This is a genomic window from Pseudooceanicola onchidii (assembly GCF_004959925.1).
In the GTDB taxonomy this organism is placed as follows: domain Bacteria; phylum Pseudomonadota; class Alphaproteobacteria; order Rhodobacterales; family Rhodobacteraceae; genus Pseudooceanicola; species Pseudooceanicola onchidii.
Map to the genome: position 1 here is coordinate 248,479 of NZ_SPUW01000002.1, position 18,658 is coordinate 267,136.

Genomic DNA, 18,658 nt, shown 5'->3' on the forward strand with positions numbered 1-18,658 from the left:
GGCGGGAGTATTTCTGGCAAGATGAAGAGAGGCGTTGCGCTAGATGCGTGACGCCTCTTTCAGTTTGTAGAGCGCTTCCAGCGCCTCGCGCGGGGACAGGTCGTCGGGGTTGATCGTATTCAGCAGGTCAGCGACCTGGGCAAACTGTTCCGGGATCGCGGGTTTGGACGGCGCGGGCGGTGCGGCGGCGGCGAACAGCGGCAGGTCGTCGATGATCGCCTTCGGTTTGCTGCCGCCTTCGCGTTCGCCTTTTTCCAGTGCGTCCAGTACCTCGCGCGCGCGGGCGACGACAGCATCGGGCAGGCCGGCCAGGCGGGCGACCTGCACGCCATAGCTGCGATCTGCGGCGCCCCGGATGACCTCGTGCAGGAAAATGACGTCGCCGTCGTGTTCGCGCACGGCGACGGTGGCGTTTTCGACGCCGCTCAGCTTTCCGGCCAGTGCGGTCATCTCGTGATAATGCGTGGCGAACAACGCGCGGGACCGGTTGACCTCGTGCAGGTGTTCGAGCGTGGCCCAGGCGATGGACAGGCCGTCATAGGTCGCGGTGCCCCGGCCGATTTCGTCAAGGATGACCAGCGCGCGGTCATCCGCCTGGTTCAGGATCGCGGCGGTTTCGACCATTTCGACCATGAAGGTCGACCGGCCGCGGGCCAGATCGTCGGATGCTCCGACACGGCTGAAAAGCTGCGAAACAGTGCCTATTTCAGCGCTTTGCGCGGGGACGTGGCTTCCCATCTGCGCCAGCAGGACGATCAACGCGGTCTGGCGCAGGAAGGTCGACTTACCGGCCATGTTGGGACCGGTCAGCAACCAGATCGACGACGGAACGCCCGACAGATCGGTGTCGTTGGCGATGAAGGGCTGGCCGTCACGCCGCAGCGACTGTTCCACGACCGGGTGGCGCCCGCCGGTGATCCGCAGGCTGCGGTCTTCGGTGACATGCGGCCGCGTCCAGTTTTCCGCCAGCGACAGATCGGCGAGCGCTGTGGCAAGATCCAGTTCGGACAGCGCGCGGGCGGTGTCGGTCAGTTCGGAGGCCCGGTCGAGAATGGCCGCTTTCAGCCCGTCATAGAGCCGCTTTTCGATCTCGAGCGCGCGACCGCCGGCGTTCAGGATCCGCGTCTCCATTTCCGACAGTTCGGGCGTGGTGAAGCGCAGCTGGTTCGCCGTGGTCTGGCGATGCTTGAACCGGTCCGACAGCGGTTCAGAGAGCATCTTGTCGGCGTGGGTGGCCGTGACCTCGATGAAATAGCCCAGCACGTTGTTGTGCTTGATCTTCAGTGCGTTGATCCCGGTCAGCTCTGCATAGTCGGTCTGCATCCCGGCGATGACGCCGCGCCCTTCGTCGCGCAGCTTGCGCGCCTCGTCGAGATCGGCGTCGTACCCCTGGGCGATGAAGCCGCCATCGCGGGTCAGCAGGGGCGGTTCGGCAACCAGTGCGGCGTCGAGAGTGGACAGCAGGTCATCGTGGCCGGTCAGCTGGGTTGTGGCTTCGGCCATCAGGGCGGGCAGGTCGGCACCCTGCAGGCGATGCGCGATCTCATCGGCCTGGGTCAGCCCGTTGCGGATCGAGGCCAGGTCGCGCGGCCCGGCGCGGTCGATGGCGAGGCGGGACAGCGCGCGGTCCAGATCAGGCACGCGGCGCAGCGCATCGCGCAGGTCGCGGGCCGTCGCGCGGTCCTCGACCATGGCGTCCACGGCGGTGAGGCGGTCGTTGATCACCGACAGGGTGCGCGACGGGCTGGACAGCCGCCGTTCCAGCAACCGCGCGCCGCCCGGTGTCACGGTGCGGTCGATGGCATGCAGCAGGGACCCGGCACGCCCGCCGGACAGGGCATGGGTCAGCTCAAGATTGCGGCGGGTCGCGGCGTCGATCTGCACGCTGCGATCGGCCGCTTCGCGCACGGGTTTGCGCAAAAGCGGCAGTTTGCCCTTTTGCGTGATGTCGAGGTAATCGACGATGGCGCCCATCACCGCGACCTCGGCCCGGGTGAAGGTGCCGAAGGCATCCAGCGACGACACCTTGAAGAGCCGACACAGCCGATCCTGCGCGCCGGTGCTGTCGAACGATCCGCGCGACAGCGGCGTCAGCGAGATCCCGAAATCAGACACTGTTTCGGCGTAATCGCGGTCCTGATCGTCGGACATCAGGATTTCCGACGGGCCAAGCCGCGCGAGTTCTGGCCCGAGACGAACAGGCGGCAGGGGCATCACGTGGAACGCACCGGTCGAAATATCGACCCAGGCCAGCGCCCCTTCGTCACGAATGACCGTAAAGGCGGCGAGGTAGTTGTGGCGGCGCGCGTCGAGCAGCGATTCCTCGGTCAGCGTGCCGGGGGTGACCAGCCGCACGACGTCGCGTTTGACCACGGACTTGGAGCCGCGTTTCTTCGCCTCTTCCGGGCTTTCCATCTGTTCGCCGACAGCGACGCGAAACCCCTTGCGGATCAGGGTCAGCAGATAGTTTTCCGCCGAATGCACGGGCACGCCGCACATGGGGATGTCTTCGCCCAGGTGCTTGCCGCGCTTGGTCAGCGCGATGTCCAGCGCTTCGGAGGCAGCGACGGCATCGTCGAAGAACAGTTCGTAGAAATCACCCATCCGATAAAACAGCAGGGCGTCCGGATAGCCTGCCTTGATGTCAAGAAACTGCGCCATCATCGGCGTGACGGTGTCTTTGCTCACGGTGCCCCCCGGGTTTCGTGGCCCGGACCTTACAAAGCCCGACCAATGGGTAAAAGCCGAAATGGTTGAGCGAAGCGCGGCGCTTGTGTATCACGCGCAAGCCCAAGGAGGAGAGACCCATGGCCAAGTCGAAATCGCGGATCACGCCGGAAGATGCGCTCGCGTTCCATCTGGAGCCTACCCCGGGCAAGTGGGAGGTTCAGGCGACCGTTCCGATGACGACGCAGCGCGACCTGTCGCTGGCCTATTCGCCGGGTGTCGCCGTGCCGTGTGAGGCGATCCATGCCAATCCCGAAACGGTCTATGACTATACCAACAAGGGCAACCTTGTTGCGGTGATTTCCAACGGCACCGCGGTGCTGGGGCTGGGAAATCTTGGCGCGCTGGCCTCGAAGCCGGTGATGGAGGGCAAGTCGGTCCTGTTCAAACGGTTTGCCGACGTGAATTCGATCGACCTAGAGCTTGATACCGAAGACACCGAGGCCTTCATCAACGCGGTCAAGCTGATGGGCCCGTCGTTCGGCGGCATCAACCTTGAGGACATCAAGGCGCCCGAGTGCTTCATCATCGAACAGCGCCTGAAGGAAGAGATGGACATCCCTGTCTTCCACGACGACCAGCACGGCACAGCCGTGATCTGCGCCGCCGGGCTGCTGAACGCGCTCAAGATCTCGGGCAAGGCGATTGAGGACTGCAAGATCGTGCTCAATGGCGCGGGGGCAGCGGGGATTGCCTGCATCGAACTGCTCAAGCGGATGGGCGCGAAGCATGAGAACTGCATCGTCTGCGATACCAAGGGCGTCATCTACCAGGGCCGGACCGAGGGGATGAACCAGTGGAAGTCGGCCCATGCGGTGAAGACCGACCTGCGCACACTGGAAGAGGCGATGGAGGGGGCGGATGTCTTTCTTGGCGTGTCGGTCAAGGGCGCGGTGACGCAGGACATGGTGATGAGCATGGCGAAGGACGCCGTGATCTTTGCCATGGCGAACCCTGATCCCGAGGTGACGCCGGAAGAGGTGCACGAGGTGCGCGAGGACGTGATCGTCGCCACGGGGCGGTCGGATTACCCCAACCAGGTGAACAACGTCCTGGGCTTTCCCTACCTTTTCCGCGGGGCCCTGGATATCCACGCCCGCGCGATCAATGACGAGATGAAGATCGCCTGCGCCGAAGCCCTGGCCGAACTGGCCCGGGAAGACGTGCCGGACGAGGTCGCCATGGCCTATGGCCGGTCGCTGACCTTCGGCCGCGACTACATCATCCCGACGCCCTTTGATCCGCGCCTGATCCACCGCATTCCGCCTGCCGTGGCGCGGGCCGGGATGGAAACCGGCGCGGCGCGGCGTCCGATCGTCGACATGGACGCCTACGAGCTGAGCTTGAAGAGCCGGATGGATCCGACGGCCTCGATCCTGCGGTCGATCAACACCCGCGCCCGCAATGCGCAGGCCCGCATGATCTTTGCCGAAGGCGACGACCCCCGGGTGCTGCGCGCCGCCGTGCAGTATCAGCGTGCCGGTCTGGGCGAGGCGATCGTCGTGGGCCGCGATGCAGACGTGAAGGCCAAGCTGGATGCGGCCGGTCTGGGCGATGCCTTCGACGAGATAACAGTCACGAACGCAGCGAAAACCGAGCATCTGGAGGAATACAAGTCCTTCCTCTACAGCCGGATGCAGCGCAAGGGGTTCGACCGGCACGATGTGCATCGACTGGCCGCACGGGACCGCCACGTGTTTTCCGCCCTGATGCTGGCGCATGGGCATGGTGACGGGCTGGTCACGGGCGCGACGCGCAAATCCGCGCATGTGCTTGAACTGATCAACCACGTCTTCGACGCCGACGCGGCCCATGGGGCTGCCGGTGTGACGGCGGTGATCCACAAGGGGCGGATCGTCCTGATCTCGGACACCCTGGTTCACGAATGGCCGGACGAAGAAGACCTGGCCGACATCGCCGAACGCTGCGCCGAGGTCGCGCGCGACCTGGGGCTTGAGCCGCGGGTGGCTTTCGTCAGCTTCTCGACCTTCGGCTACCCGGTGTCGGAACGCGCCGAAAAGATGCACATCGCGCCCAAGGTTCTGGAAGAGCGTGGCGTCGATTTCGAATACGAGGGCGAGATGACCGTGGACGTGGCGCTGAACGCCCGGGCGCGCGAACAGTTTCCCTTTGCGCGGCTGACCGACAACGCGAATATCCTTGTCGTGCCGGCGCGTCATTCGGCCAGCATCAGTGTCAAATTGATGCAGGAAATGGCCGGGGCGACCGTGATCGGTCCGATCCTGTCGGGCGTCGACAAGCCGATCCAGATCTGTTCGACGAATTCGACCGTAAGCGACATCATGAACATGGCCCTTCTGGCCGCCTGCAAGGTGAACTGATGACGATCTGGAACCTCGGCTCGGTCAACGCGGATCTGGTCTACCGGCTGCCGCATCTGCCCGAACCGGGGGAAACGCTGACCGCGCTGGGCCATCAGCGCGGGTTGGGCGGGAAGGGGGCGAACATGTCGGTCGCCGCCGTGCGCGCGGGATCGCGGGTCGAACACATCGGTGCGGTCGGGTCGGACGGGGCCTGGATGAAGGACCGGCTTAACGACTATGGCGTCGGCGTCACGCATCTGACCCAGGTCGATACCGTGTCGGGCCACGCCATTATCGCCCTTGATCAGGCCGGAGAGAACCAGATCATCATCGTCGCCGGGGCCAACCGCGCCATGGACGACACCGCGATGGATACGGTTCTGGCCGGTGCCGAACCGGGCGATATCGCGGTCTGTCAGAACGAGACAAGCGCACAGGTGGGGTTTGCCCGGGCTGCCAAGGCGCGGGGGTTGCGCACGGCCTATGCCGCGGCGCCCTTCACCGTGGATGCGGTGCGCGAGATCATGGCCGACATCGATCTTCTGGTCCTGAACGCGGTCGAGGCCGCGCAGCTTGAGGCTGCGCTGGAACGCCGGATCGACACGCTTCCCGTCGCCGATATTGTCATCACGCTTGGCGCGGACGGATGCCGTTGGATCGACACTGTTTCAGGGGAAACACGGGATTTTCCCGCGCCGAAGGTCAAGGTCGTCGATACCACGGGGGCGGGCGATACCTTTACCGGCTACCTGTTGTCGGCGCTGGATCAGGGTCACGACATGGCCTCTGCGATCGACATTGCGGCCCGGGCGGGGGCCGTCATGGTCACGCGCCTTGGCACGGCGGATGTCATCCCGACCCAGGCCGAGATCGACGCCTATTTCGACGCCAACTGATCTTTTTTCGAAAAACTGTGTGTCGCGTGAAACTCTGCATCCCGACCGTCCGTGATTAGGGGTGATGGGCCGACAAGGGCCCAGCCCCAAACACGGAGTTGAAGATGAAGACCTTTATCACTGCCACCGCATTCGCCCTTTCCGCCAGCGTCGCCTTCGCAGCAGGCCACGGCATGGCCCCGATGGTTGAAGGCGCCGATCAGGACGTCTCTGGCGGTACCGTGACGGCCTCCAAGGTTGTTGCCGGTGAAAACGGCTGGCTGGTCGTGCATCGCACCGACAGCGAAATGAAGCCGGGCCCGGTTGTCGGCTACGCCCCGCTGAAGATGGGCGAGAACATGGATGTCTCGGCCATCCTGACCGAAGAGGTCAAATCCGGCGACATGCTGATGCTGATGGTGCATTCCGAAGCGGGCGGTATGAAGACCGGCGTCTTCGAATACACCCTGGGTGCCAAGGAAGACGGCCCGATCAAGCCCGAAGGCAACCTGGTCATGGCGACGATCACCGCCAAGTAACACCTCTTGTCGAGGTCGGCCGTCGCGGGTGACCGCGGCGGTTCGAGACTACGCATACCTTCTTCAAGGTCCCCATATGTGTGGTCAGGGAAGGCCGCAGCCCAGTCTCGCGGCCTTCCCTCGCGTTTTGGTCCCGCCCTTGGCAATTGATCGTGCGGCTTCTAGCGTCGCGCGGACACTGATCGGGACGTATCCATGAAAATCGCCTGCTGGTCTGGCCCTCGCAATATCTCGACCGCGCTGATGTACGCCTTTGCGAACCGGGCGGATTGCGGCGCCGTGGATGAACCCTTTTATGCGGCCTACCTTGCGGCGACGGGCAAGGACCACCCGATGCGGGACGAGGTTCTCGCGTCGCAGCCGACGGATCCAGAGGTGGTGATTGCGTCTCTGTTACATGCGGAGTCGACGCCGCACAGCTATCACAAACACATGGCACAGCACATGCTGCCCCACATCCGTCGCGACTGGTGGAGCGGTATGGCGCATGTCCTGCTGATCCGTCACCCGGCACGCGTGGTCGCGTCCTTCACCAAGGGCTTCGCCGAGGCGCAACTGGAAGATATCGGCGCGGTTCAGCTGGCCGGGATCTACGATGATCTTGTCGCGCAGGGGATCGATCCGGTGGTGATCGAAGGGTCTGACGTGCGGGCCGACCCCGAGGGCATGCTGCGCAGGCTGTGCGACCAAATCGGTCTGCCGTGGGATCCCGCCATGCTGGCGTGGGACGCCGGGCCGAAACCGGTCGACGGTGTCTGGGCGCCGGTCTGGTACAAAGCGGTCCATGCCTCGACCGGGTTCGCCGGTCCGGAGGGGGATTTGCCGGTTCTGGAAGGGCGGATGGCGGAGATGGCCGAGGCCGCGATGCCGTTCTACGACCGTCTTGCGGCGGTGAAGCTTAGCCCAGCAGCTGGCTGAGTTTCAGCGCGACCGACATATCGCCCGAGACCTTGATCTTGCCCATGGCGAAGGCAGTCATCGGGTTCAGCTTGCCCGCGATCAGCTTGGCCAGGTTGGGTTCGGAAATGCGGATGGTGCAATCGGCGTCCCGGTCGGCCAGATGCGCCGTGGCCCCATCAAGCGTGATCGCCCCGTCGTCGCCGCAGTCGAACTTGATCGAGTTGTCCAGCGGCTTGCGATCCAGCGCCTTCTGCAGGGTGGCGGCAATTTCGGTCAGGGTCATGGGGGCCTCATCGGTTTTGCGGAAGATAGCGGTGAGACGTGAAGATTTGGCAAGCGTGACGCGGCGTTGCGGGGGCCAAGGGGGCGCTGCCCCCGCCCTTCGGGCCCCCCCGGAGTATTTGGGGAAGGTGAAGACATGAAAAAGCCGCCAGGTCGGGGACCGGCGGCTTTTCGATTGCTATGCGGAGCGGATCAGCCCTTGAGGCGGCGGTTCCGGGCAGCCAGAAGCTTCAACCGCAGCGCGTTGAGCTGGATGAACCCCTGCGCGTCCTTCTGGTCATAGGCGCCGGCGTCTTCTTCGAAGGTCACGTGGGCCTCGGAATAGAGCGAGTGATCAGACCAGCGGGCGACCGTGCGGGCGGAGCCCTTGTAGAGTTTCAGCCGGACGGTGCCCGTGACGTGTTCCTGGCTCTTGTCGATCAGGGCCTGCAGCATTTCGCGTTCGGGCGAGAACCAGAAGCCGTTGTAGATCAGTTCCGCGTAGCGGGGCATGATCGAATCCTTCAGGTGACCCGCGCCGCTGTCCAGCGTGATCTGTTCGATGCCGCGGTGCGCTTCCAGCAGGACGGTGCCGCCGGGGGTCTCGTAGACGCCGCGGGACTTCATGCCGACGAACCGGTTTTCCACCAGGTCAAGGATACCGATGCCGTGCTTGCCGCCCAGTTCGTTCAGCTTGGTCAGGATCGTGGCGGGCGACATGGCCTCGCCATTGATCGCGACCGCATCGCCCTTCTCAAACGTGATCTCGACGTATTCGGGTTCGTTCGGCGCGTCTTCGGGGCGGGTGATCCGCTGAAGCACGTAGTCGGGCGCTTCCTGCTTGGGATCTTCCAGCACCTTGCCTTCGGACGAGGTGTGCAGAAGGTTCGCATCGACCGAGAACGGGGCCTCGCCGCGCTTGTCCTTGGCGATCGGGATCTGGTTTTCCTCGGCGAAGGCCAGCAGCTTGGTGCGCGAGGACAGGTCCCATTCGCGCCAGGGGGCGATGACCTTGATCTCGGGGTTCAGCGCATAGGCCGACAGTTCGAAGCGGACCTGGTCGTTGCCCTTGCCGGTCGCGCCGTGGGCGACGGCATCGGCACCGGTGGCTTCGGCAATCTCGACCAGACGCTTGGAAATCAGCGGACGCGCGATCGAAGTGCCCAGCAGGTAAAGTCCTTCGTAAAGCGCGTTGGCACGGAACATCGGGAAGACGAAGTCGCGGACGAATTCTTCGCGGATGTCTTCGATGTAGATGTTTTCCGGCTTGATGCCGAGCAGTTCGGCCTTCTTGCGGGCGGGGTCGAGCTCTTCTCCCTGGCCGAGGTCGGCGGTGAAGGTCACGACTTCGCAGCCATATTCGGTCTGCAGCCATTTCAGGATGATCGAGGTGTCGAGACCTCCGGAATAGGCCAGGACGACTTTCTTCGGCGCGCTCATGTCTTTCCCCTTTGCGTGGTCCGGCGAGGCGATAGCCCTTTTTTGAAAGGGGGGCAAGGTGATGGGCCTGCGTGACAGGATGTGACGCATCTTGGCGTCACATGGAGTCGACCGGGCGCGGCTTGGCTGTGCGGCGAAGATCCGACGCGGGCAACAGAGATCATTGCATGATGGGTCGATGCGTCGGAATGAAGGATATGCTGGCCGTCACAGGGCGGGCGCATGTCTGGCCAGGAGGGTGGCGGGGGCCATCCCGGCCCCCGGTCACGTCATTCGGATGCGACGATGATCTCGTCATCGACGGGCGGCGTCGTGACCTCTGTCGCGGTTTCGTCGTCGATGACGTCCTCTTCGCTGTCGGTCGTGTCCTGGGCATCGCGCAGTGCCGCGGCCTGCGAAGGCTTGTCGCCGATCATGTCGCGGAAGGCTTCCATGGCCTCGGGCGACAGGTCCTTGGCTTCTGGCAAGGCGTCATCGATCGCCTGTTCGGTTTCGGCCAGCGCGATGGTCGCGTCTTCCACTGCCTGAACCTCGCTTTCGATCGCCTCTGCCTGGGTATCGGCCAGCTCCTTGGTCTCTTGCAGATCAGCTTCGAGGCTTGCGATCTTGTCCGCATCGGGTGTGACCGCGGCCTTCTCGGTCTCCAATTCGGCTTCGATGGCGGCGATGGTCGTTTCCGTGCCCACCAGATCCGCCCGGGCCGCTTCCAGAGCAAGCTCGGCGGTGACGACATCGGCTTGCAGGCCCTCCATGGCGGCATAGGCGGCCGCAAAGGTCGCGATGCGGCCCACTTGACTGTTCGGGCTGGCATTTGCGTAGGCGTGATAGTTGGCGTGCGCGGCATTGAGGCCCTTAAGCTCGGACGCAATGGGGCCTTTGGATCTTTGTGGCGGCCGGGCGGACGTCGTCACGATCTGGCTTTGCCGCGCGGGGCGCGCGGTCTTGGATTGCGTCGCCTTCACCTTGGCCGTCGTGGTCCGGCTGACCTTGGCGGTCTGGCGTGACTGGGTTTGCTTGCCGCTCAGCGCGCCGAAAAAGCCCTTGAGTCCCTTGCCCAGACCTTGGCCTGCGCCGCGACCGGCGCCCTGACCCTTGCCGGATCCCCCGGCATTGGCGGACTTGCCGCCACCCATGCCCTTTCCTCCGCCATGACCGCCGCCGTTGCCAGCGCCCTGGCCACCGCCGTTTCCGCCGCCATTTCCACCCCCGTTGCCGCCGCCGTTGCCGCCACCATTGCCCTTGGCATAGGCGGCATCCGGACCAAGGCCAGGCAGGTCAACCGCCATCGGAGAGAGCATCAGGGTCGATGCGGCGATCACGGAGCAGAGGGTACGTGCAGCTGGCATTTCGGCAGAGTCCTTAATGGTTCGTTTCGTCGCAGTATCTGAGGAAATGTGGCGAAACGAAGATCACGCCACTTGTCAGGAAATCTTGGGCGGGTCATTGCTGAGGGATGAGCGAGATAGAAGATTTCCGGGACCGCGCGCGGGCGGCCATGGTTGCGATGCGGCAGGTGTTTCCGGCCACGCCGCTGATGCGCAACGACCATCTGTCGGACAAGTTCGACGCCGACATCTGGCTCAAGCGCGAAGATCTGACACCGGTGCGGTCCTACAAGCTGCGCGGGGCGTTCAACGCCATGCGCCGGGCCGAGGGCGCCGGGCTGTTCGTCTGTGCCAGCGCGGGCAATCACGCGCAGGGCATGGCCTACATGTGCCGTCATTTCAGCGTGCGCGGCGTCATCTTCATGCCGGTGACGACACCGCAGCAGAAGATCGAGAAGACCAAGATCTTTGGCGGAGAGCAGGTCGAGATCCGGCTGGTCGGGGATTACTTCGACGACACTCTGGCCGAAGCGCAGGAGTTCTGCCGGGCGCAGGGGGGCCATTTCCTGGCGCCTTTCGACGATGAGGACGTCATCCTCGGGCAGGCCTCCATCGCGGCCGAGATCGAGGCGGACATGCCCGGCGGTGCGGATCTGATCGTGCTGCCGGTGGGTGGGGGCGGGCTGTCCGCAGGGATCCGAAGCTATTTCGGCCCGGAACAGAGACTGAAATTCGTGGAACCGACGGGCGGGATGTCCCTGGCCGCCGCCGTCGATGCCGGAGAGCCGGTGACCCTGAACAAGGTCGACAGTTTTGTCGACGGTGCTGCGGTCGCGCGGATCGGGGCCAAGCCTTTTGCCCGGCTCAAGGGGATTGCCGCCGAAGATGTTCTGTCGGCGCCCGAGGACCGGATCTGCACCACCATGCTCGAGATGCTGAACATCGAAGGCATCGTGCTGGAACCGGCGGGGGCGCTGGCCATCGACGCGCTGAGTTCGATCCGCGACGACATCCGGGGCAAGCGGGTGATCTGCATCACCTCGGGCGGGAACTTTGATTTCGAACGCCTGCCAGAGGTCAAGGAACGGGCACAGCGCTATTCGGGCGTGAAGAAGTACCTGATCCTGCGCCTGCCGCAGCGGCCGGGGGCGTTGAAGGATTTCCTCAACCTGCTGGGGCCGAACGACGATATCACCCGGTTCGAATACCTGAAGAAATCCGCCCGGAACTTCGGGTCGATCCTGCTGGGGATCGAGGTGCGCGAGGCCGCGGATTTCGAAGGTCTGTTCGCGCGGCTTCAGGACAGCGGGTTCGCCTATCGCGACATCACGCAGGATACGATCCTGGCTGAGTTCCTGATCTAGGTCGCCCGGTCCGGGCGGCCCGGTCTAGGCGGCAAGGCGGGCGCGGAATTCCGACATGAAAAGATCGCGGCTGTCGCGATAGGATTGGTGAATGCCATCCAGATCGACGCTGTCGGGCTGGCCGCACGCCGCGCGTGCCTCGCCCGAAGCGCAGCGGGTGGCGAGGTCGGTGAAGCCCAGGTTCATCGCGCAGCCCTTGATGAAATGCAGCGCCGCTTCAAGATCCTCGGACATGGCCATGGTCTGCAGGGCGGTCTCGACCTCTTGCAGGAACAGATCCAGCACTTCGTCGAACCCCTCGCGTCCCACGTCGGCGGCAAGTTCGGTCACCTTGGTCCAGTCGATCAGCATCGGCATGCCCTCCAATCCGGGTCCAAGCTAGATCAGCAGGCTTACCATTTCCTTGAGCGGAATCGAAAATTTTAGGTTTAACGGTGCGTTAGATCGCTGCGTCTAGACCCTTGGGGATCGAGGTTTTCGGCAGGCGGCATGAGCCCAGCATTGGAACATATCGGTCTGCGACCCGCAGGTCAGGGGTCGGCGGACGACGCGCGGCGCGTTCTGGTTGTCGATGACAGCGGGATGCAGCGGCGTATCCTTGCGGTGACCCTGTCACGCTGGGGGTATGAGGTGACCGAAGCCGCGTCGGGCGATGAAGCGCTGGAGGCTTGCCGTCGGACACCGCCCGACATCGTGATCTCGGACTGGATGATGCCCGGGATGTCGGGGCCGGATTTCTGCCGTGCCTTCCGGGATCTGCCGAAGGACCAGTACGGCTATTTCATCCTGCTGTCGTCCAAGGCCGACAAGCTTGACGTGGCCGAAGGGCTTCACAGCGGGGCCGATGATTTCCTTACCAAACCGGTGAATTCGGGTGAATTGCGGGCGCGGCTTGCGGCTGGCGGGCGCATCCATGCGATGCACCGCGAACTGACGCGCAAGAACCACCTGATCGAAGAAACCTTGCATGAACTGCAGCAGCTCTACGACTCCATCGACAGTGACCTGCTCGAGGCGAAGAAGCTGCAGCAGTCGCTTGTTCGCGAACGGCAGGTGCGGTTCGGACGGGCGCAGGTGTCACAGATCCTGCGGACTGCGGGGCGGGTCGGTGGCGATCTGGTGGGGCATTACCCGATCGGTGCCGACCGGGTGGTGATCTATTCGATCGACGTGTCGGGGCACGGGATCAGCTCGGCCCTCATGACGGCGCGGCTGGCGGGGGTCCTGTCGTCCGCGGTTCCGAACCAGAACGTCGGTCTGATCGGGGCGGACCAGGGTTTTGACGGGCTGCCGCCCCACGAAATCGCCGGTCGCCTGAACGCCATCGCGCTGACAGAGATGGCGAGCGCACATTACTTCACCCTCGCTCTGGCCGAGGTCGACCTGGTCAGCGGCCGGGTCCAGATGGTGCAGGCGGGCCATCCGCACCCCGTCGTCCTGCGCGCGGACGGGCGGATCGATCTGATCGGGCAGGGTGGTTTCCCGGTCGGCCTGCTGGATGAGGCGGTGTTCGACAGGGTCGAAGACCGGCTTTTCCCCGGCGATCGCCTGCTGCTGGTGTCGGACGGGATCACCGAATGCACGGATGCCGACGGCACCATGCTGGGCGATGACGGCCTTGTCCGGATGCTGGACCGGATCCGCGACAGCCGTGGCAATGCCCTGCTTGAATCGATGGTCTGGACCCTGGCGCAGGACCGGGCAGAGCAATGGTTCGAAGACGACGTCTCGGCGATCCTGCTGGAATACGACTGACCTAGCGGATCAGCCGGGCCACCATCGCCACGCTGCCCGGATCTGCCATGAGGTCGACCGCCATGTCGGCAGGCATCCAGATCGCGCTGTGCCCCGGTTCGGTCGGCGCGCCCTTGGGCCGTACGGGACGGGCGACATAGATGGTGCACAGCTTCTCGGCCCATTTGTCGTATTCGGGCATGTAGGCATACCGCTTGTACACGCCGACCCGCCGCGCATCTGCGATGTGCCAGCCGGTTTCCTCGTAGACCTCGCGGTGCAGGGCACGCAGGGGGGACTCTCCGGGATCGACGCCGCCCCCGGGCAGCTGGAATTCCGGATCAGGTTCGGCCTGGTGGGTCAGAAGAAGGCTGCCACCCTGCGGCAGGATCGCGTAAACCCCGGCGCGCGGCGTGTATCGCGTGCCCTCTTCGGGCGGGTGTCCGTAACGGCGCATGGCGGGGTTCCCTTGTAACCGGGCGTCCTTGCCCATAGGTGCTGCGCAAGATATGCCAATCGTAGGCGCGGAAGGAAACCCCATGACCCTTGGTGAGAAACTTGCCTGGGACGACACTGTATTGCCGTTCCAGCTTGATGTGTCGGACGTGCGCGGCCGGGTGGCCCGGCTGGATGGTGTTTTGGGCAATGTCCTGAAACAGCACAACTATCCCCCGCAGGTCGAAGCACTGGTCGCCGAAATGGCGCTGCTGACGGCGCTGATCGGCCAGACGATCAAGCTGCGCTGGAAACTGTCGCTGCAGGTGCAGTCCGACGGCCCGGTCCGCATGATCGCAACCGATTACTATGGCCCGACAGAAGAGGGGGAGCCCGCGCGCATCCGCGCCTACGCTTCTTTTGACAAGGACCGGCTGACCAATGGCGCTCCGATCGATCAGGTCGGCAACGGCTATTTTGCGGTGCTGATCGACCAGGGTCCGGGCACGCAGCCCTACCAGGGGATCACCCCGATCGCCGGCGGGTCCATCAAGGCGTGTGCCGAAGCCTATTTTGCCCAGTCCGAACAGCTGCCGACGCGGTTCTCGCTGACCTTCGGCAAATCGACCGAAGCGGGCGGCGTCGAACACTGGCGCGCCGGTGGCGTGATGATCCAGGTGATGCCCAAGGCCGGTGTCCACGTGGCGGGCGAAGGCGGGGCCGGTGAAGAAGGCTTGCTGACCGCGGCCGATCTGATCGACGGCGACCAGGAAGAAAACTGGAACCGCGTGAACTTCCACCTCGATACGGTGGACGACCTTGAACTGATCGGGCCAAGCATCACGCCGACCGACCTTCTGGTCCGGCTGTTTCACGAGGAACAGCCGCGCGTCTTCGATGCGCAGCCGGTGCGGTTCGGCTGTTCGTGTTCCGAGGACAAGGTGCGGCAGTCGCTGTCGATCTATTCGGCGAAGGACATCCAGAAGATGACCACCGAAGAGGGCACCGTGACTGCCGACTGCCAGTTCTGCGGCGCGCATTACGTCATGGACCCCAAGACCGTCGGGTTCGAAGCCGAGGGCGGGAATGCGGGCTGACGACGCCACATTCGACCGCATCCGCGCCGCGCTTGCGGTTGAAGGGGAAGGATCGTCGGATTTCGACCTGAACGGCGGGCAGTCGATGATGCCGCCCGCCAAACTGCGCCCCGCGGGCGTGCTTGTGCCGCTGATCGAACGGGATGGTGCGCTTTGGGTCGTTCTGACCAAGCGCACCTCGCACCTCAAGCATCACCCTGGCCAGATCGCCTTTCCCGGCGGCAAGCAGGAGGACACGGACGCCGACGCCACCGCCGCCGCCCTGCGCGAGGCGGAGGAGGAGATCGGCCTGCCGCAGGATCAGGTCGAGGTGCTGGGATATCTGCCCCGGCATGAGACCGTCAGCGTCTTTTCCGTCACCCCCGTGGTGGCCCGGATCAGAGACGATTTCAGGCGAATTCCCGAACCCGGCGAGGTCGAAGAGGTGTTCGACGTGCCGCTGTCGCACCTGCTGGACCCGGCCAACTATTCGGTCGAAGGACGACGCTGGCGCGGTCAGCGTCGGCAGTATTTCACCGTGCCCTGGGGCCCCTATTACATCTGGGGTGCGACGGCGCGGATCTGCCGCGTCCTGGCGGACCGGCTGGCCTGATGCGGATCACGGGCGCCTGGTTGGATCATCCCGGAACCCGGGCGGTCTGCCGGGCGCTGACCGACGGTGGCCACCTTGCGCTCTTCGTCGGTGGCTGTGTCCGGGACGCGCTGCTGAACCGCCCCATTGGTGACATCGACATCGCGACGGACGCCCGCCCTGACCGTGTCATCGACCTGGCCCGCGCCGCCGGGATCAAGGCGGTGCCGACGGGGATCGACCATGGCACCGTGACCCTCGTCGCCGAGGGGCTCGGCCACGAAGTCACGACCTTTCGCCGCGATGTTGAAACCGACGGGCGGCATGCGGTCGTCCATTTCTCGACCGATGTGGCCGAAGACGCCGCGCGGCGCGATTTCACGATGAACGCCCTTTATGCCACCCCCGAGGGTGAGGTCGTCGATCCCCTGGGTGGGTTGCCTGACCTGAGGGAGCGGCGTTTGCGGTTTGTCGGCGATCCGGCGGCGCGGATTGCCGAAGACTACCTGCGGATCCTGCGGTTCTTCCGGTTCCATGCCTGGTATGGCGACCCGGACGAAGGCATGGACGCCGAGGCCTTGGCCGCCATCGCCGAGGGGGCGGATGGCATCGCCCGGCTGTCGAAGGAACGGATCGGGCACGAGATGCGCAAGCTGCTTACCGCCCCCGATCCCGCCCCTTCGGTCGCCGTGATGCGGCAGACCGGTGTCCTGGCCCGGGTGCTGCCCGGGTCGGACGATCGCGCGCTTGCCCTGCTCGTACATCTTGAGGGGGACATGCAGGCTGACCCGATCCGCAGAATGGCTCTATTGGGCGGATCAGAGCCTGATGCAGACCTCCGCCTGTCTCGCGACGACGCCAAGCGGCTGGTCATCCTGCGCACGGAGATCGGAGAGCCGACAGGACCCGGAGAGCTGGGATATCGACACGGCTATGACGCCGCCCGCGATATCCTGCTGCTTCGCGCCGCCATGTTCGAGACACCCTTGGATCCCACCGCCCTGACCGCGGCGCAGGCGGGGGCCATTGTGCAGTTCCCTGTCAGGGCCGCCGATCTGATGCCCGGGTTTACCGGTCCCGCGCTGGGTCAGAAACTGGCCGAGCTTGAGGATCGTTGGATCGCATCGGGCTTTACCCTCGATCGCAAGGCCCTGCTTGCAGGCGGGGATCTTTGATCCGCGACGAATTACGCTAGATTTGCCGAAAGGATTGCCGCCCATGCCTTTCGACACGACCCGCTTCATCGACCCGTTCAAACGCGCCGACGGCCCGCCGCCGGTGACACTTTTGGCCTATGCCAACTGGCTGTTGCGCGGCGCCTGGCCCGTGGTGACGGTCGCCTGTGTCCTGGCCGCGATCGCCGGCACGGTCGAGGTCGGATCGGCCTGGGTGCTGGGCGCGGTGATCGACCGCGCGACCGAAGCGGGCCCCGACGCCGCGTTCACCGGCGACAGTCTGGCGATGATCCTGTTCGCGGTGGCCTTCTTCATCCTGGCACGGCCGGTGCTGATGGGCCTGTCTTCGGCCGCCAACACGCTTTTCATCATGCCCAATGTCTGGAGCCTGACCCTGTCGCGCCTGCACCGCTGGACCATGGGCCAAAGCGTCACCTATTTCGACAACGACTTCGCGGGGCGCATTTCGCAAAAGCAGATGCAAAGTGCCTCGGCCATGACCGAAATCACGATGGAGACGATCAATTCGGTCGTCTTCGCGCTGGCGTCGCTGATCGGGGCCGGGGCTTTGATCTTTTCGATCGACCCCTGGCTGGTCGTGGTCTTTTTGGTGTGGCTGGCGGGATATGTGGCTCTGATCCGGTACTTTCTGCCCCGGATCCGCAAACGGTCCAAGGCGCGGGCAGCGGCGCGGGCCATGGTGTCGGGGCAGGTGGTGGACACGATCACCAATATCAAGACGGTCAAGTTGTTCGCCCATTCCGACCACGAAGACCGGGTGGCGCTGTCGGCGATCAACCAGTTCCGCGCGCGTGCTTTCGACTTTGCCAAGGTTTCGGTCGCCTTCCGGATCTGGCTGATGACCCTGGCCGGTGTGCTGCCCGTTCTGCTGGTCGGCGGGTCACTGTGGCTTTGGTCGTCGGGCGGAACCTCCATCGGGTCGGTCGTGGCGGCCGGGACCGTCGCGATCCGTCTGGCCCAGATGACCGGTTGGGTGTCGTTCACGCTGATGGGGATCTCGGCCAATATCGGTGAGCTCGAAGACGGCATGCGCACGCTGGCCCGGCCGCACCGTTTGGACGACGCGGCGGATGCAGTCGACCTGAGCGTCCCGAAAGGGGAGGTGCGGTTCGATCGCCTCTCCTTCGCCTATGGGCGCGACATCGGCGGGGTTCAGGACATCGACCTGACGATCCACCCCGGCGAGAAACTGGGGATTGTCGGGGCTTCGGGCGCCGGGAAATCGACCTTGGTGGCGCTGTTGCTTCGGCTCTATGACCCGGAACAGGGTCGCATTCTGATCGACGGTCAGGATCTGCGCCACGTGACGCAGGACAGCCTGCGGCGACGGATCGGCATGGTCACGCAGGAAACCGCGATGTTCAACCGGTCGGCGATGGAGAACATCCGCTACGGCAATCCCGAGGCGTCGGAGGAAGAGGTCTTTGCCGCCGCCGCGAAGGCCGAGGCCGACGATTTCATCCGCACCCTGGCCGATCATCTTGGCAACGAAGGGTATGAGGCGCGGCTGGGGGAACGGGGCGTGAAGCTGTCGGGTGGACAGCGTCAGCGGATCGCGCTGGCCCGCGCCATCCTCAAGGACGCGCCGATCCTGGTGCTGGACGAAGCGACCTCGGCGCTCGACAGCGAGGTCGAGGCCTCGATCCAGTCGGCGCTGGAACGCGTGATGGAGGGCAAGACGGTCCTGGCCATCGCGCACCGGTTGTCGACGATCAGCCATATGGACCGGATCGCGGTGCTCGACGACGGCCGCGTGGCCGAGATCGGCACCCATCAGGAGCTTCTGGATCGCGGTGGTCTCTATGCCCGCTACTGGGCGCGTCAGTCCGGCGGGTTCTTCGGCGCGCAGGACGCTGCCGAATAGGGCTTG

The 18,658-nt window shown here is 64.6% G+C and carries 16 protein-coding genes; 10 read left to right on the plus strand and 6 right to left on the minus strand.

Features of this window, described 5'->3' with window-relative positions:
- Window positions 1-39: 39 nt before the first annotated feature.
- On the minus strand, window positions 40-2,664 hold the full coding sequence (gene mutS / locus E4S58_RS09125) for a DNA mismatch repair protein MutS (RefSeq protein WP_136636801.1): 2,625 nt from the start codon (window positions 2,662-2,664) through the stop codon (window positions 40-42).
- A 143-nt stretch (window positions 2,665-2,807) separates the two neighbouring features.
- Between mutS and E4S58_RS09130 the strand changes: the two genes are divergently transcribed.
- The 4 genes from E4S58_RS09130 (at window position 2,808) to E4S58_RS09145 (ending at window position 7,383) form a co-directional block, all read left to right on the plus strand.
- The gene (locus tag E4S58_RS09130; RefSeq protein WP_136636105.1) at window positions 2,808-5,069 is read left to right on the plus strand and encodes an NADP-dependent malic enzyme; all 2,262 of its coding nucleotides are present in this window, start codon (window positions 2,808-2,810) and stop codon (window positions 5,067-5,069) included.
- On the plus strand, window positions 5,069-5,947 hold the full coding sequence (locus tag E4S58_RS09135; protein WP_136636106.1) for a ribokinase: 879 nt from the start codon (window positions 5,069-5,071) through the stop codon (window positions 5,945-5,947). Before E4S58_RS09130 ends, E4S58_RS09135 begins: the two co-directional genes overlap by 1 nt.
- Before the next feature lie 104 nt (window positions 5,948-6,051).
- Window positions 6,052-6,465 (plus strand): DUF7282 domain-containing protein, encoded by a 414-nt coding sequence (locus tag E4S58_RS09140; protein WP_136636107.1) that lies wholly within the window; start codon window positions 6,052-6,054, stop codon window positions 6,463-6,465.
- A gap of 195 nt (window positions 6,466-6,660) precedes the next feature.
- Window positions 6,661-7,383, plus strand: a complete 723-nt coding sequence (locus tag E4S58_RS09145; protein ID WP_136636108.1) for a sulfotransferase-like domain-containing protein — start codon at window positions 6,661-6,663, stop codon at window positions 7,381-7,383.
- On the opposite strand, the gene E4S58_RS09150 is transcribed toward E4S58_RS09145, so the two are convergent.
- From E4S58_RS09150 to E4S58_RS09160, 3 genes are all read right to left on the minus strand, one after another.
- Window positions 7,364-7,648 carry an SCP2 sterol-binding domain-containing protein gene (locus E4S58_RS09150; RefSeq protein ID WP_136636109.1) on the minus strand — a complete coding sequence of 95 codons (285 nt, stop codon included), beginning with the start codon at window positions 7,646-7,648 and terminating at the stop codon, window positions 7,364-7,366. The genes E4S58_RS09145 and E4S58_RS09150 overlap by 20 nt on opposite strands.
- A gap of 191 nt (window positions 7,649-7,839) precedes the next feature.
- Window positions 7,840-9,066, minus strand: coding sequence for an argininosuccinate synthase (locus E4S58_RS09155; protein WP_136636110.1), 1,227 nt, complete (start codon window positions 9,064-9,066; stop codon window positions 7,840-7,842).
- A 269-nt stretch (window positions 9,067-9,335) separates the two neighbouring features.
- Window positions 9,336-10,412, minus strand: coding sequence for a hypothetical protein (locus E4S58_RS09160; RefSeq protein WP_169052635.1), 1,077 nt, complete (start codon window positions 10,410-10,412; stop codon window positions 9,336-9,338).
- 116 nt (window positions 10,413-10,528) lie between these two features.
- Between E4S58_RS09160 and ilvA the strand changes: the two genes are divergently transcribed.
- Complete coding sequence (gene ilvA, locus E4S58_RS09170; protein WP_136636802.1) at window positions 10,529-11,755, plus strand: threonine ammonia-lyase IlvA; 1,227 nt, start codon at window positions 10,529-10,531, stop codon at window positions 11,753-11,755.
- A gap of 24 nt (window positions 11,756-11,779) precedes the next feature.
- On the opposite strand, the gene E4S58_RS09175 is transcribed toward ilvA, so the two are convergent.
- Entirely contained in the window at window positions 11,780-12,112 is a 333-nt protein-coding gene (locus E4S58_RS09175; protein ID WP_136636112.1) for an Hpt domain-containing protein, read from the minus strand.
- Window positions 12,113-12,244: 132 nt separating this feature from the next.
- On the opposite strand from E4S58_RS09175, the gene E4S58_RS09180 reads away from it, so the two are divergent.
- Entirely contained in the window at window positions 12,245-13,510 is a 1,266-nt protein-coding gene (locus tag E4S58_RS09180) for a PP2C family protein-serine/threonine phosphatase (protein WP_136636113.1), read from the plus strand.
- A gap of 1 nt (window position 13,511) precedes the next feature.
- On the opposite strand, the gene E4S58_RS09185 is transcribed toward E4S58_RS09180, so the two are convergent.
- Window positions 13,512-13,946, minus strand: coding sequence for an NUDIX domain-containing protein (locus tag E4S58_RS09185; RefSeq protein WP_136636114.1), 435 nt, complete (start codon window positions 13,944-13,946; stop codon window positions 13,512-13,514).
- Between the two features lie 82 nt (window positions 13,947-14,028).
- On the opposite strand from E4S58_RS09185, the gene hslO reads away from it, so the two are divergent.
- Genes hslO through E4S58_RS09205 form a run of 4 tightly spaced genes read left to right on the plus strand, consistent with a single transcriptional unit; the run spans window position 14,029 to window position 18,652 of the window.
- The gene (gene hslO / locus E4S58_RS09190) at window positions 14,029-15,021 is read left to right on the plus strand and encodes an Hsp33 family molecular chaperone HslO (RefSeq protein WP_136636115.1); all 993 of its coding nucleotides are present in this window, start codon (window positions 14,029-14,031) and stop codon (window positions 15,019-15,021) included.
- Window positions 15,011-15,613 carry a CoA pyrophosphatase gene (locus E4S58_RS09195; RefSeq protein ID WP_136636116.1) on the plus strand — a complete coding sequence of 201 codons (603 nt, stop codon included), beginning with the start codon at window positions 15,011-15,013 and terminating at the stop codon, window positions 15,611-15,613. The genes hslO and E4S58_RS09195 overlap by 11 nt, the downstream gene beginning before the upstream one ends.
- Window positions 15,613-16,767 (plus strand): CCA tRNA nucleotidyltransferase, encoded by a 1,155-nt coding sequence (locus E4S58_RS09200; protein WP_136636117.1) that lies wholly within the window; start codon window positions 15,613-15,615, stop codon window positions 16,765-16,767. The genes E4S58_RS09195 and E4S58_RS09200 overlap by 1 nt, the downstream gene beginning before the upstream one ends.
- Window positions 16,768-16,810: 43 nt before the next feature.
- Complete coding sequence (locus tag E4S58_RS09205) at window positions 16,811-18,652, plus strand: ABC transporter ATP-binding protein (protein WP_136636118.1); 1,842 nt, start codon at window positions 16,811-16,813, stop codon at window positions 18,650-18,652.
- Window positions 18,653-18,658 lie beyond the last annotated feature (6 nt).